General features: G+C 59.6%; 14 protein-coding genes and 1 pseudogene. 6 read left to right on the top strand and 9 right to left on the bottom strand.

Annotated elements, in window-relative coordinates; translation table 11 throughout:
* Window positions 1–299: 299 nt before the first annotated feature.
* Entirely contained in the window at window positions 300–734 is a 435-nt protein-coding gene (locus tag FXV83_RS43800) for a hypothetical protein (protein WP_148736912.1), read from the top strand.
* A 236-nt stretch (window positions 735–970) separates the two neighbouring features.
* Here FXV83_RS43800 and FXV83_RS42340 read toward each other — a convergent pair whose 3' ends face one another.
* Window positions 971–1126: a hypothetical protein gene (locus tag FXV83_RS42340; protein ID WP_187435572.1), complete on the bottom strand. Its 156-nt coding sequence runs from the start codon at window positions 1124–1126 to the stop codon at window positions 971–973.
* 194 nt (window positions 1127–1320) lie between these two features.
* Window positions 1321–2346, bottom strand: a complete 1026-nt coding sequence (locus FXV83_RS01130) for a DUF6282 family protein (protein ID WP_148736910.1) — start codon at window positions 2344–2346, stop codon at window positions 1321–1323.
* A 463-nt stretch (window positions 2347–2809) separates the two neighbouring features.
* Here FXV83_RS01130 and FXV83_RS01125 point away from each other — a divergent pair, with 463 nt between their 5' ends.
* Together FXV83_RS01125 and FXV83_RS01120 are read left to right on the top strand one after the other, a co-directional pair.
* Window positions 2810–3487 (top strand): protein-L-isoaspartate(D-aspartate) O-methyltransferase, encoded by a 678-nt coding sequence (locus tag FXV83_RS01125; RefSeq protein ID WP_148736908.1) that lies wholly within the window; start codon window positions 2810–2812, stop codon window positions 3485–3487.
* Window positions 3488–3565: 78 nt separating this feature from the next.
* Entirely contained in the window at window positions 3566–4135 is a 570-nt protein-coding gene (locus FXV83_RS01120; protein WP_148736906.1) for an FHIPEP family type III secretion protein, read from the top strand.
* Between the two features lie 358 nt (window positions 4136–4493).
* Here the strand turns inward: FXV83_RS01120 and FXV83_RS01115 are convergent, their stop codons facing one another.
* Together FXV83_RS01115 and FXV83_RS42335 are read right to left on the bottom strand one after the other, a co-directional pair.
* The gene (locus FXV83_RS01115; protein ID WP_148736904.1) at window positions 4494–5186 is read right to left on the bottom strand and encodes a response regulator transcription factor; all 693 of its coding nucleotides are present in this window, start codon (window positions 5184–5186) and stop codon (window positions 4494–4496) included.
* A gap of 78 nt (window positions 5187–5264) precedes the next feature.
* Window positions 5265–5738 carry a hypothetical protein gene (locus tag FXV83_RS42335; RefSeq protein ID WP_187435571.1) on the bottom strand — a complete coding sequence of 158 codons (474 nt, stop codon included), beginning with the start codon at window positions 5736–5738 and terminating at the stop codon, window positions 5265–5267.
* Between the two features lie 361 nt (window positions 5739–6099).
* On the opposite strand from FXV83_RS42335, the gene FXV83_RS42330 reads away from it, so the two are divergent.
* Window positions 6100–6333: a LysR substrate-binding domain-containing protein gene (locus FXV83_RS42330; protein WP_187435570.1), complete on the top strand. Its 234-nt coding sequence runs from the start codon at window positions 6100–6102 to the stop codon at window positions 6331–6333.
* Between the two features lie 167 nt (window positions 6334–6500).
* On the opposite strand, the gene FXV83_RS43795 is transcribed toward FXV83_RS42330, so the two are convergent.
* From FXV83_RS43795 to FXV83_RS01085, 4 genes and pseudogenes are all read right to left on the bottom strand, one after another.
* Window positions 6501–6659 (bottom strand): globin family protein, encoded by a 159-nt coding sequence (locus FXV83_RS43795; protein WP_235939278.1) that lies wholly within the window; start codon window positions 6657–6659, stop codon window positions 6501–6503.
* A gap of 55 nt (window positions 6660–6714) precedes the next feature.
* A pseudogene (locus tag FXV83_RS45350) lies at window positions 6715–6888 on the bottom strand (group I truncated hemoglobin); the annotation flags it as partial.
* A 351-nt stretch (window positions 6889–7239) separates the two neighbouring features.
* Complete coding sequence (locus FXV83_RS01090; RefSeq protein WP_148736897.1) at window positions 7240–7638, bottom strand: thioesterase family protein; 399 nt, start codon at window positions 7636–7638, stop codon at window positions 7240–7242.
* 438 nt (window positions 7639–8076) lie between these two features.
* Window positions 8077–9246 carry a saccharopine dehydrogenase family protein gene (locus FXV83_RS01085; RefSeq protein ID WP_148736895.1) on the bottom strand — a complete coding sequence of 390 codons (1170 nt, stop codon included), beginning with the start codon at window positions 9244–9246 and terminating at the stop codon, window positions 8077–8079.
* Window positions 9247–9769: 523 nt separating this feature from the next.
* Between FXV83_RS01085 and sugE the strand changes: the two genes are divergently transcribed.
* A complete protein-coding gene (sugE, locus tag FXV83_RS01080) occupies window positions 9770–10084 on the top strand; it encodes a quaternary ammonium compound efflux SMR transporter SugE (RefSeq protein ID WP_148736893.1) in 315 nt (104 codons plus the stop codon).
* Window positions 10085–10124: 40 nt separating this feature from the next.
* Here sugE and FXV83_RS01075 read toward each other — a convergent pair whose 3' ends face one another.
* Window positions 10125–11249 carry an amidinotransferase gene (locus FXV83_RS01075; RefSeq protein WP_235939277.1) on the bottom strand — a complete coding sequence of 375 codons (1125 nt, stop codon included), beginning with the start codon at window positions 11247–11249 and terminating at the stop codon, window positions 10125–10127.
* A 1208-nt stretch (window positions 11250–12457) separates the two neighbouring features.
* Here FXV83_RS01075 and FXV83_RS01070 point away from each other — a divergent pair.
* On the top strand, window positions 12458–12694 hold the full coding sequence (locus tag FXV83_RS01070; RefSeq protein ID WP_148736892.1) for a PilZ domain-containing protein: 237 nt from the start codon (window positions 12458–12460) through the stop codon (window positions 12692–12694).
* Window positions 12695–12782 lie beyond the last annotated feature (88 nt).

Here is a 12782-nt window from a genome sequence, read left to right as displayed (position 1 = left end):
CTATCCTGCTCGAGAGCGGTGAGGGACCTGCTTGCGTCAAAACGAAAATGTTGCGACATCGGAGACCTCCATCGGTAGCCGTTGAACAGCGCCCATGGTGCCATGCTCTCGCCGCTCGCCCATAGCACCTTCACAACAGCGGACATGTGTTGGTCGGGGAGGGATGTCAGGTTGTACAAGCTAGAATCGTGATTTGATCGGTATCGCGCACGAGACGAGCAACCCTAGATACCCAAGCGAACTGTCCAACGACGCCATAAAAGCCGGCGAGATTGGGTGGGCGAAACAACCGGACCACCATGTCCTCTAGCTCCAACACCAGTATCGCCAAGAAAGCTCGCACAAAGGCCGAGGTGGATTTTGCCACTTGGCTAATGATGGCCAAGCTCGGTGGTTTCGATGACCTTCCGTCAAACGCACAGACCTTTCTGACTAATTATCGAGCCCGACTCGAGACGATGAGCGAGGCCGAGTCCACGGCCCTGGCCGTGCGCGAAGTCTACAACGCTTATTACAGCGAGATGGGAGGCGTGGGCGCGGCACCAGCGCCAAAGCCCCGCACCCCAACAACAGAGGGACAAGTCGTGCGGTTCCAGAGACGGCCTAAACCTCAGCCCGGTCTGTCGGCTGCACGCCATTCAACGAGGCCAATTATCCGAAAATCAATCACGGCACTGCTGATTTTCATGATCTCGGTGGTTCTGATCGTCGCATATAGATTTCTGACGCAGTAACAATAGCGACTGCGGCCGCGTCATCTTCTGCGGCTACGTCCGTATCAGGGCGACGCCAAGGATCATGAAAGTTGCGCCGGCAAGCCGGATCAGGCTCGCGGGGGGAACGGGAATGCCGAGCAGATCGAGGCGGTCAGATGAGGCAGGATTGATATCCGCTTGTCCCCCAATTGCGGGGCAAAGGCGGAGTCCAACGGACGACGCATCAGCTATGTGCATGTTTGGTGCTATGCCGGCTACACATCAACGCGCTCTTGAACACCTGCTGTCTCAAGGGGCGTCCGCTTCACAACTTCGCCGGAAAGGCGAATGACCACGTCGTGCTCATACGTCTTTCCGTCTATCGTAATCGCGCCAAATGTGGTGTTCTCAATCCTCATCGCGACTTTCATCAGACTCCCGCTCCAACACGCAGCGATGAGGCGCCTCGAAGCCGGCATCATTCAAGACCGCTCCAGTTACCGGATTGGGGCGGAAGGGAAGGTGGTGTTGGAGCGAATGTCGTCCATGCATGGCCCGCGGCGTGCTCAGGCACACCTATTCCTCTATTCAGGCGCGTGCCGCATCAGCGGTAACGGACCGCGAGTTAGCCCATCAGCAGCTTGCCAGTCACCTCCCGTCCCATCGTCGTGATCTGATCTTTAGTCAGGCCGGCCTTCATCAGATCGGTGACGAACAGTTGCAGCCCGTCGGCCGGGCTTGGATTGCCCGTCTGACCGAGATCGGTCGCCAGTATAAAGTTTTCTGCGCCAACTTCCTTCACTGCGGCGGCACTCTCCTCGACCTTCACTCGTCGCCAGTGCCGCATCCACTCCAAATGCGCCTCCGGTCCCATCAGTGGACCCATCGCGCACAGCTCGAGCTTCGCGCCCATCGACGCGGCCTTCTTCATTTGCTCGAAGCCCATGTTGACGACCTCGAACTGAGCATGGGTGACAACCATGCGATCCACGCCGGCGTCGCGGCCCGCCTCGATGACAGCGAGGGCCTCGCTTGGCGATAGATGCCCGGTCTGAACGACGAGCTTCTGCTCGGCGCAGATTTTGAGTACCTCCCGCACTGCCGGAAGAACCTTTCCGTTAGCGTCGAGCACCTTGATACCTTCCGGCGCGTCCTTGAAATGCTTGACATGGTTGTCGGCATCGAAGGTGGGGAACCACACGACGCGGCCGAAGCCACCCTGCATGCGCCACATCCAGTTAACGGCATCCGGATTTATTCCGCCGACCGGTGAATTAAGGACGATTCCGCCGAATACTTTGAGGCCGGCAACGTGCTTGCGCGCGAACCAAGCCCGGTCCGCAGTCGGCACGACGTGATTTTTGAGAACGAGCGACTCCAGCCCGCGATCCTTATAGAGGGTCGCGACCTCCTCATCGTCCAGCGACCGCCCGAAGACGTCGGGCGCCGCGTGAACATGCGTATCCATGAGACCGGCGATCGGGCTCACCGCCGGTGGCGGTGGTGGAAAGACGCGGATTTGCGCGAATACCTCGCGGGGGCCGACAACTGTCGCCAGCCCGGCACCGCCGACGATCGCAACCCCAGCTTTGAGTAGCGCGCGCCGTGTTGCATAGCCTTGCTGCGTATGGGCGTCATGGGTGCAGCCCATGTGGATCCCTCCGGGCACCCGCGGCCTTCCGCAGCTATCCGTGAATTTCCATCTAGGGAGATAGGACCAGCTCATTGTGATCCTCCGTTGCTTTCACCAAAGCGTTCCGCGCTGCTGGAGCAGCGCGAGCCTGCGAAATGTAAATGCTGGCGGCGTAGCTAAAGGAGCGGCGCCGGATTGCCAGTCAAAATGCCTGCCGACGGCACGGTCGCTGCCCGCTCCGCCGCGAAGATTTCGGCATGTCCCGCTTCAAAGGCAGCTGGCGAGATTGTACAATCTTTCCCGCCCGTTTGAAGGCGTCTCGTTGTCCTCAATGGGCCTGCGACGACCTAGCGCGTCATGGAAGATGGAGTTCCGCTTGAGGAACTTTGTTCATCTGCCCGCGGGAGCGGTCGTGACGGGTGGCCAGTGATTGCAATAGCCTGGCTAGGCGTGCGCCGGGTGCAGCGCTCTTGAGTTACCAATGCGAGCAGAAGACGTTGAGGCTTTGCGTAAAGACATGCTCGCGGTTATCGCCGCCAGCGCCTTTGCGCTGCGTGACACAATCGGCAAGAGTGCCTTTGACGAACGCGTCATGACGGCCATGGGCAAGGTGCCGCGGCATGAGTTTGTACCAATCGAATTTCAGCCGTACGCGTATGCCAATATTCCGCTTCCAATCGGCTTCGAAAAGACGATCTCGCAGCCATTTGTCGTCGCCTTAATGACCGATCTGCTCGACATCAAGGCCGACGACAGCGTTCTCGAAATCGGTACCGGTCTTGGCTATCAGGCCGCCATCCTCGCGCAGCTGGCCCGCAAGGTATACTCCGTTGAAATCATCGAAGAGCTTGGCCAGAAGGCGAAACAACGGCTCCGGCAGCAGGGCTGCAGCAATGTCGAACTCAAGATTGCAAATGGCTATCACGGTTGGTCAGAGCACGCTCCCTTTGACAAGGTGATCGTGACGGCCGCTCCCGATCTCATTCCTCCTCCGCTGATCCACCAATTGAAAGCGGGTGGGAAAATGGTGATACCGGCCGGCCTGCCCAATAGGCAGCAGCTCATGCTGGCGGAGAAGCTCGCCAACGGCAGAATGACGATGAAGGAGATTCTGATCGTCCGGTTCGCTCAACTGGAGGGGACTGGATCCGGCTTGTAATAAGCCGGTGGCGCATCCGCAGCGGAGCGTGGCCACAATGATCGAGAGCATCAGCGCGGTTACCCTCCCGACCCCCACGTGTCGCGCGCCGTCCACTTCTACCGCGGCCTTGGATTTGAGAGCGTTCACGGTGGTGAGGCGGTTGAATTCACGCGCTTTCTGGCGGGAAAAAGCGCTCTGCGTCGCGAGAGTAGAAAGAGACTGGTAATGCTCGGACCGGAGGCCAACCAGATGACCACCTCGAAAACGATCGCCGGCCTGATCGGTCCCACGCTTGTCGCAATCGCTGCCGGAATGCTGCTGAACATTGGCTCGTTCCCTGAGTTGGCTGAACAGGTTTCCCGCAACCCCGCGCTCATCTTCGTGTCCGGTGCCCTCTTGTTCGTCGCAGGACTTGCCATTGTGCGCGCTCACAATCGCTGGACGAAGGAATGGCCGGTGCTTGTGACCCTCCTTGGCTGGCTTGCCATCCTCAGCGGCCTTGAATGCTTTTCCCAACCGGCCTGGCCGCAATTGCCGGCGGAATTGCTCAGGCCACCGGTGCGATCATTCCAGGAGCCATCGTGCTTCTGGGGCTCGGCGCCTTCCTCTCGTTCAAGGCATATCGACGTGACTGAGCACGCGCTCCCTTTCCAGCGAGCGTTTTGATGACAGCTTCAGGTCAATCGCGCCGGTTTGCCGCTGAGCGGGCTACTTCCGGTCTGACCGGAAAAGCTGACGCCGTCAGGTCGGACCGGCGGGTCGCAAACCGGCCAGTTTCAGACCTGAGCGCTTGCAGCATCGTATGTGTACAGAACTGCGCCTATTCGATCACTCGTCGGTGCGGGCGAGCAGCGTGGCGAGCCCAATGGCGGTCTTGAGGTTTGATCACGAGCTGAAGCTTCGTAGAAAAACCCGCGGACCTATTTAGGTCGATAGGTAGACGTAACCGAAGATCGCCGACGCGATCACGCCGAAGGAGCCGATCGCGATCAGCACCTGCTTGAAAGTCGTTGAGCTGAGCGTCTTAGCTATGAGCACGGAGACAGTATCCCATACCGCGAATCGTATGGATCAGTGGATAGGCTTGGTGGTCGTCCACCTTGCGGCGCAGGCGTCCGACATAGACGTCAATTATATTCATCGATTGATCGGAATGAAGATCCCAGACGTGCTGCAGCAACATCGCCCGCGACACGATGCGGTCTTTGTTGCGCACCAGATATTCCAAAAGCTGGAATTCCTTGGGCAGAAGGAGAATCTCCCTGCCGCGCCGGCTGGCGGTCCGCGAGATCAGGTCGATTGTGAGATCGCCGACGCGCAGGAGCCTCTCCTTGGCGATGGTGTCGCTGCGCCGCCCGAGCGCTTCCAGTCGCGCCAACAACTCGCGGAAGGCGAAAGGCTTGACCAGATAGTCGTCGCCGCCGGCCCGCAAGCCACGGACCTTGTCGTCGACTTCTCCGAGCGCGCTGATCATCAGGAAGGGCGCGGCGACGCCGCCGTCGCGCAACCGGCGCATCACTGCAATGCCATCGATGTCGGGAAGCATGCGGTCGATCGTGATCACAGCATAGTCGTGTGCCGCACCGTAGCTCAGCGCTTCGTTGCCGCTGGAAGCCAAATCCACCTGGTATCCGACCGTCGTGAGCTGTTCCATGAGCTGACCGGCGGTTTCCGGGTCGTCCTCGACGACCAGAATGCGGCGGTGGCCACCCGTCATAGTCTTCCTGCGACGATCGCCACCAGCCTCTTCACTTCGCCAGTGGCGATCATCACAATGATGTACGTTCGCCAGCGTTTAGTAGCCGTAATCGTAGCAGACGTTGACCCACTGCAGTCCATATCGCGTCCACACTCTGCGCCAGCAATAGTCGTAGTTGTAGGCGGCGTAGACGAAGGGCGCGCCAAAGAAGGCGAAGCGGTGGAAGCGACGATGGAAGAAGCGGTGATGGAAGCCGGGGTGGAACGCGAAGCGTTGACCCGGCACGAATGCCGCACGCGCCGCAAAGGGCGTCCCCGCGAAACGAGCGCCGCCGAAATGCGGGCCGACCATGCCTCCGGTGCGCGGGCCTATGCCCGTGCCGCTGACGCGGGCGCCGCCGAAGCCGCCACCGCCGCCGATGGCTCGCCCGCCACCGAAGCCACCACCGCCGCCGATAGCGTGCCCGCCACCGCCACCGCCACCCGCTCTCTGGGCAAGGGCCGGTGATACAAGGGCAAGCGCGGAGGCGAGCGCACCCGCGATGAGGTAACTTGCGAGCCTGTTGCTCATCGAAGAATCCTCCGTTGTTGACGCGACAGCGAGAACGCCTGTCGCAGGAAGAACAACAATCAGGAGGCCGAAATTGTTCTGTAATTTCAAATAACTATCGTATCAGATTCTGACACCGAAGTTAGTGTTGCGATCGAGGAGCCTCTTCTGCTGACGGATTGTGTTAAAGAAGTCCGCGAATGACGATCCAGGATCGACAACCCGCTGGGCACACGGGTGGTTGATCCTGCCTAAGTGGGCTGGAGCGTGGAGCCGGTCGAGGCGCGGCCAATTGCAGAAAGGCAGCTCTCGCTCCCGGTGGGACGACCGCCTCCCAAAACGAGAAGGATCCGCCTGTTTCGGCACCCGGCTTTTGGCTCACGTGAAAGGCCGTAGTCTCGATGGCATCGGAATCTCGGTGCTACCAACATGGGCTGCGGCCGAACCGCTGCGCACGGGCGCGCTCAAGCGCATACTTCCCGGATGGGAGCTGCCAGCCAGTGACATCTACGCCGTTTATCCCGGTAACCGCCTGATGTCGATGAAAGTGCGCGCCTTCGTCAGCCATCTCGCCTGTTGTTTCGGGAAGCCGCCCTATTGGGATGCCGACATCTAGCATGCGACTGTCATCCGATTACGTCCGTCCGGGCTCTGGGTCAATCGCGTTGGTTTGGTACTCGGCTTCAGACTTCCGGTCTGCCCCTATGAACCGGCCTTTGGGTACACCGCGTCAACGGAAGCGATGGGCCAAAGCCGGACTTCTCAGCACGCTCGGCTGCGTCTTTAGACGACGATGTCAGCTCGTGTGCTCTCGACGATGGCCACGACCTCGGCCCGCTCGGTCGGCGGGACTGCGAACTTGTCGAGCGTCTGCGCCACGTCGTCCATGAACGCGTCCCACTCGCCCGGCGTGATGCGCAGGTGCCGGTGCGAACTCAGCATGTCCCTTGCCGGTGTATTTCTGCGGACCTCCGGCGGCCCAGCATAGCATCTCTGTAACCAGGTATTTGAAGCCTGCCGGTGGTACCTTGTGGTGCGCTTCGTCGACCAGGCGATTGGCGTTGAGCCGCTGGTCGGCCATTACGCGGTCGATGAGGTCGTCTACGACGGTCGCAATGCTGTAGACACCGCCTAGCCGCTCGTAAAGGTTGGGTGAATCTTGCGTGGCCATTGGCACCCCCTCCTTCCGCATTCAGCGAAAGTCGATAGTATGGCGCGGTTCTGCTTGTTCTTGGCCCCTCGTACGGTGACACACTTCGCCGAACGCCTCAAGGGCACCTTCGGCCTCTCTCGACGCCGACTTGCGGACAGCGAGGTCGCTTTTGTGCACACTCGGAATAGCTCGCACTGCGCACAACCAGTCCGCTTTACCCCGAGCAGCTAACATAAGGGCAGACTTTGCAGGAGGTCCGGGTCGGGCTTCAGACCGAATTTATGCAGGCCTTCGGTCGGGACGCGAGCGTCGTCTCCCCAACAGCGCATTCGAACTCCGTCGCTGGTTTCCATAGTTGAGTAGGTTGCGTTAGTGGCTGCTCTTTTTGGCAAGGCGCGCGTTGAACGAATGAAGATCGATCACGATTCTTTGGTGGGTTCCGCTGCCGATCTCTTCCATGCCGTCGCTTGCCGACACCTTGAAGCCAATTCGTTTTCCCTCGACGTTGACTACCTCGGCCGTCGCGCACACCTCGTGGCCTACAGGCGTAGGGGCGAAGTGTTGTACATCTACTGCAGTGCCGACCGCGCTTTCGCCAGCATCCAGAAACGGCTTGATGGCATTGAGCGCGGCGTTTTCCATGATCAGAATCATCACGGGCGTCGCAAGTACTTGCGGCAATATGGCGTCCTTGAATCGATTGGCAAGATGTTCGGGTTGCACACGCAATGTAAACGTTCCTCTGGCTCTCAACGGAATCTGGCGCATACATTCGTCCTCGATCTGAGGCGTCGTTCTCGGTCGGGCGGCCGCGCAACGAATGCGGTTGGATGTTCCCGACTTGATGAAACGCGCCTAATCCAGTTTCCGTTCGAAACGACGAGTCCCATCGGAGCGCCTGAGACTTTCGGCGGCTCAATACCGGCTTCCTCCCTCACAGAGAGAGAAGAAGACCGTGGGGGCGGTCTGCTATCAGTTCGGCACCCGCAGCGGCGCGAGACTTCAAGGGAGGAACATATTCCATTTAATCCCTATGGCTTTGGGACGTATTCCCGATGCGCACGCCCATTTTCTGGAACGAACGCCTGAAGCTGCGACGCAGTCAATATAATCGGCATATCTTAGTCCGCTTCACCCCCAAGAGCAGCAAAAAAGATCAGAGTTGGGCCCCGAGCACTTCTGTCAAGAGCGCCGCTGAGCGTTACCTCAACGTGCGCTGAAGGTGAGGCCGGCGCGCTCCTTCAGACGCTTGCGCAATGCCGGACCCATCAGCGCGCCCGGCGTCCAGGTGCCGCCCTCGCCCTGCACGTCGCGCACGAGGCAGAGAGCGCTCTCGGCGATCATCTTGCTGGTCGAGCCATAGCCCGGATCGCGGTCGCCCGTGACTACCGCCTCAACCCGTCCGCCATCCGGCAGCTCGCCCAAGAAGAGGATGTCGTAGAAGCCCTTCTCGCGCTCTTCCCGAGTCGGGCCTGCGCCGGGTTTGAGACCGCCGGTCCCGACCAAGGAAACCATCGTGGCGAACGTCTCCGTCGTCACGCGAGCGATTTCCCCAAATCCCGGCGCGACCATCATCTCGTCGTAAACGAAGTCCGTGCCGTAGGGATGACCCAACAGGAAATTCGTGCGGTGCACGTTCTTGGTGTTGATCGGCGCCATGGGGAACGGCACGAGCCACACGTTCATGCGCGGGTCGTATTCGGGGACGAGGCCCGACGGCTGAGACGGCCCGGTGAACCCCGGCGTCAACGCGAAGGGATCGGTCAGCAGCCGGATCAGGGCCGGGTCGCGCGCGACGGCGGCCAACGTCGCCTGGGCGCTCGCCGCGGTGCCGCCAGACATGCCGCCTTTCGCCTTGCGCAGGCGGGCTTTGACCCGCCGCGCTGGGCGTCCGAATTTCTCGCGCGCCTTCTCCTGCAACGTGAGCACACCGAGATCGAACGGGATGGAATCGAAGCCGCAGGAGAAGACGATCCGCGCGCCGGTCCGTTTCGCCTCTTCGTGATGGGCGTCGATCATGCGCCGCATCCAACCCGGTTCGCCGCACAGATCGACATAGCCAGTGCCCGTGGCCGCGCAGGCCGCCACAAGCTCGGGACCGTGGAGCTGATAAGGCCCGACCGTCGTGATAATCACGGCCGCACGCGCGCACATCGAACGCAGGCTGGCCGGCTCGGCGGCATCCGCCTTAACCAAAGGCAAATCGTCTGGTGCGCCGATGTCGGCACGCACCTTCTGGAGCCTGTCGGTCGAGCGTCCAGCGATCGCCCAGGACGGAGCATCGTCGCCGCGATAGGACGTCGCCAGATATTCGGCGATGAGACGGCCAGTGTAACCCGTCGCGCCATAGACGATGAGGTCGAAGTCCCGCTTCACGACGTTGGTCCTCCTCGAGAGCCGGGAGAGCTATCTTCAGATCCGTGTGCAATCGCAGGACACGGGACGCTCAGCACGAGCAGCAAGTGCCATTTGAGGGGCCCCGCTTCATTGAACCGTCCCATCGCGTTTGACGGAGGATACCACAGTTCCTGCCTTGGGGCGCGTAAGGTCCGGTTGGGGTCAATCGCGACTGTCGCGCGCTAGGCGAACCGCTTCCGCTCTGCCCCTGCGACCCGACAATCCAAGGGCCGGTCTTAACTTCGCATGCGGGCCAATCGCGTCATTCTGACTGTGCCCCAACGACTTCCGGTCTACCCCGATAAGCAGACAATCTGAGAGCCGAGGAGCCAGTGGCAAATTTGATCGCGGATGCCCGCCCCCTCGTGCGAAATAGGCTGTTTTCTTCTTTTCAAATTCATAATTCTTCGCTGCACTGTTTTTCTTACGCGGACACGCTGCACGAACGGCAAAAAGCGTGGACAGGCACTGAGTTGAACAAACATTTTAGGGAGGATCTCCCATGGCTTGGCTCTTCCTGCTCATTGCTGGCCTGTGCGAACCCGCCTGGGCGATCGGCCTCAAATACACGGAAGGATTCTCGCGCCTGTTACCCACGATCAGCACGGTCGCCGCCATGGTGGCCAGTATTGGATTCCTCGGCCTGGCCCTTAAGTCGCTGCCGGTCGGTACGGCCTATGCGGTGTGGACGGGCATTGGCACCATCGGCACTACAGCGCTCGGTATCTATCTTTTCAATGAGCCTGTGACGTTGCTTCGGCTTACCTGTATCGGCCTCATTCTCTCGGGCATCATCGGACTGAAAATCACCTCATAGTCCGTGCGGCGCAATGTGGATCTCGCGAAAGGGTCAGCGTTCAAAAATAGCTCTCCAATGTGCCATGCCGTCGGACGTCGAGCGTGGCACAGTGGAAGGCGCCGCCAAATGCGGCGTAGTGCAAGAACTCGCATGGAATTGGCTCGAATCCCCATTTCTCCATCGCGCGCATTGTTCCCGTATGATGCGGATCGACGATGACGCGCTTCTCGTCCACCATTAGGACGTTCATGTTGAGCCATTTCCCGCACAGGGAAGTGATCTTCAGCATGCGATCGGTGATAGGGTCGGGCTCTGGGGCTACAAGGATGTCCCATTTTTTTAAGATGGCCGGGAGACGGTCGACGTCTATGTATTCGGGATTGATCAGAATCTTGCCAGGCCCAAGCGGCAATATGGTGGTATCGATATGCATGGGATTGGGACAGCGGCTCTCGATCTCATGAATACGATAACCGTCCCCAAGATGGCGACGCAGCCATTCAATGCCGGATGCATTGGTTACGTTGCTGCGGGTCACGAACAGGTCGCGCCCGCAGCGAACGAAATCGGCGGCGTCGAAGACTGGTTCAAATTCAGTCAGGATGTATGAGATCGGCTCACCTTTTTTCGGGGGGCGAAACTGTGCATCGAACAGCTCGCTTGTCAGTTGCGGCCTGGGCGCAGCCGTCCAGCGCGCGCCGCGTCGAAAGTAGTCCTTCAGGATCGGACGATAGGAGTGCGTCTCGAAGTAGCGACACGGCCAAGCCATCGGCGTTTCGACGATCTCGTCGCCGATCACAAGCATGCTGTCGCGCGGACAGGAATTGCAGAACCCGCACGAAGACCATTCCGGCGTGCTGAAGTGTTTCTTGTGCTCGACGGGTTCCGGCCGCCTTACGACGACGCCAAACGACTGTAACAGCGCAATAAAGCCATCAAGCTCGCGCTGCGCCGGTTCGATCATGATCTTTGGATAGCGGAAGCCTGCGAGCAGCGACTGGGCCCGCCCAGTCATGCCTGGAATGTTGCAGGTGACAACCGGATGATCGGACGGGATGGCCGCACCGTCGAGCCTTCCGACGATCACTTCCTCCAGCGGATCCCACTCGTCGTGCGAGTTCACTGGACAAACCTGCCTCGCTGGGGCGGCGTCCGGGCCGATGGCGCGCGTGATCATGTCCATTGCATGAGGCCTCTGCGCTACAACAGTCGCGCGTCTTGGAGGTTCCGGCGGAAGTCGGGATCTCTGCCGGCGGGCGATGAGTTGCCGTAATCTATGACCGAAGACGGCCCGTATCCGTTAAATCAAAAAGACTTGGGCCGCTTGCCGACTCAACTGACGCGCTTGCGGCTGGCATTTACTGTCAAGGTGTCCAAGTCCGCGTTGGGTCACGAGCGACGGTAGTCAGACAGCCTTGCTTCCTCCGCTCTGCCCCGACAAGCGGTCGATTTCGGAAGGGCTCCGAACGTGTCCATTGGGCCAATTCCGGAAGTTAGTCGTTCGATAAATAATCAGAACGGCCGCCCTCATTAGCGCGGCCGCTCTCCGTCGACGACTGCGGAGGCGCTATTCGCTCATTCGGTTATTCCGCCCTACCGTCTGCAGCTTCTTAACTTCCTCCGCCGTCAGCTTCGGTCGGTCGCTCTTGAGTGTCAGCTTGTTGAGCTTGCCGGCGAACTTCAACGGCACCTGCTAATTCTTGTTGTTGACCGGGATACCGGTGTGGTGCCGACGTCAAAGGTTCGTCCCATTGCAGGGCTAGGGGAGACGTACGTCCATCTTCTCGCTTGCGACGACCTTTGCCATCGACCTTTAGCACGCTGATGCGGCCCCGGCCGATGCCGCTCGCGCTGTTGAATGCAAGTGTGGCCAAGCGCCGAAGCGTCCGCCCTGGGTGACCAGCCTGCCCTCGCTCCGCTCCTGCGGGATCTCTGCTTCGGCCGTATTCGTGTAAGCGCGGTGTCAGCAATGGCATCGACCCACGTCGGTCCGGTCCCCTGTCGCCGGCCGCCGAAACCAACAAATGCGACGCGGCCCGTGGGATTCGAAATAAACAGCCAACAGGGTGAGCGATTTAAAGCTCGCTTGGATCAAATGCCAATGGTGTAGGCCCTTTGATGGGTACCAAAAGCATCGGCGCTAAATTTGCAGCAAACGCAAGCCCTTGCACGACGCTCATTCAGCCTCCAGGCGCCCATTTAATCTCGATCAACTTTACACTTTTTAGTTTAATTTGTGTATTTAATCTGATATTTTAATGGCATTTATTTGATTCAGCGCATTGAGATTGGATCGGCTCCCGAGATTTTGACGCTCGTTTTGATTGCAAGGAACCAGATCGACAATCGATTTGCGCTCTGCGGTGTGAACCCTTTACTCGGAGAAAAATTATGGAGCAGAAAGGTTCTCATTCGACACGCATCCCAAAGTCAGGTTCAATCAGCTTCGGCCGTTCGAATGCAGATTGCATGATACGCAGCATCTCCGCATACGGTGCCGCTCTGGACATTGTTGGAGATGGAAAGATTCCCGACGAATTCGCGCTGACCGTCATTCCGGACGGTGACCTACGCCGCTGTGCAGTCGTCTGGCGTAAAGAAAAGCGTATCGCCGTCGCATTCTATTGACACGCCACCAACTCATGCGGAAGCAGGTGGAAGTTCTTAGGGCCATGGGCGCGCCGGCGACGAACAGGGGCTGGTGCACAGAAACCCG

The sequence above is a fragment of the Bradyrhizobium hipponense genome (assembly GCF_008123965.1).
GTDB lineage: Bacteria > Pseudomonadota > Alphaproteobacteria > Rhizobiales > Xanthobacteraceae > Bradyrhizobium > Bradyrhizobium hipponense.
This window is presented reverse-complemented; position numbering and strand designations above follow the sequence as displayed.

Bases quoted from the DNA above. Each gene is read 5' to 3' on its own strand.
- FXV83_RS43800 (WP_148736912.1), top strand. From the start codon at position 300: ATGTCCTCTAGCTCCAACACCAGTATCGCCAAGAAAGCTCGCACAAAG.
- FXV83_RS01130 (WP_148736910.1), bottom strand. From the start codon at position 2,346: ATGGGCTGCACCCATGACGCCCATACGCAGCAAGGCTATGCAACACGG.
- FXV83_RS43795 (WP_235939278.1), bottom strand. From the start codon at position 6,659: ATGCTGAGTTCGCACCGGCACCTGCGCATCACGCCGGGCGAGTGGGAC.
- FXV83_RS01090 (WP_148736897.1), bottom strand. From the start codon at position 7,638: ATGCGCCAGATTCCGTTGAGAGCCAGAGGAACGTTTACATTGCGTGTG.
- FXV83_RS01115 (WP_148736904.1), bottom strand. From the start codon at position 5,186: ATGACGGGTGGCCACCGCCGCATTCTGGTCGTCGAGGACGACCCGGAA.
- FXV83_RS42340 (WP_187435572.1), bottom strand. From the start codon at position 1,126: ATGAAAGTCGCGATGAGGATTGAGAACACCACATTTGGCGCGATTACG.
- sugE (WP_148736893.1), top strand. From the start codon at position 9,770: ATGGCTTGGCTCTTCCTGCTCATTGCTGGCCTGTGCGAACCCGCCTGG.
- FXV83_RS42335 (WP_187435571.1), bottom strand. From the start codon at position 5,738: ATGAGCAACAGGCTCGCAAGTTACCTCATCGCGGGTGCGCTCGCCTCC.
- FXV83_RS01070 (WP_148736892.1), top strand. From the start codon at position 12,458: ATGGAGCAGAAAGGTTCTCATTCGACACGCATCCCAAAGTCAGGTTCA.
- FXV83_RS01075 (WP_235939277.1), bottom strand. From the start codon at position 11,249: ATGGACATGATCACGCGCGCCATCGGCCCGGACGCCGCCCCAGCGAGG.
- FXV83_RS01125 (WP_148736908.1), top strand. From the start codon at position 2,810: ATGCGAGCAGAAGACGTTGAGGCTTTGCGTAAAGACATGCTCGCGGTT.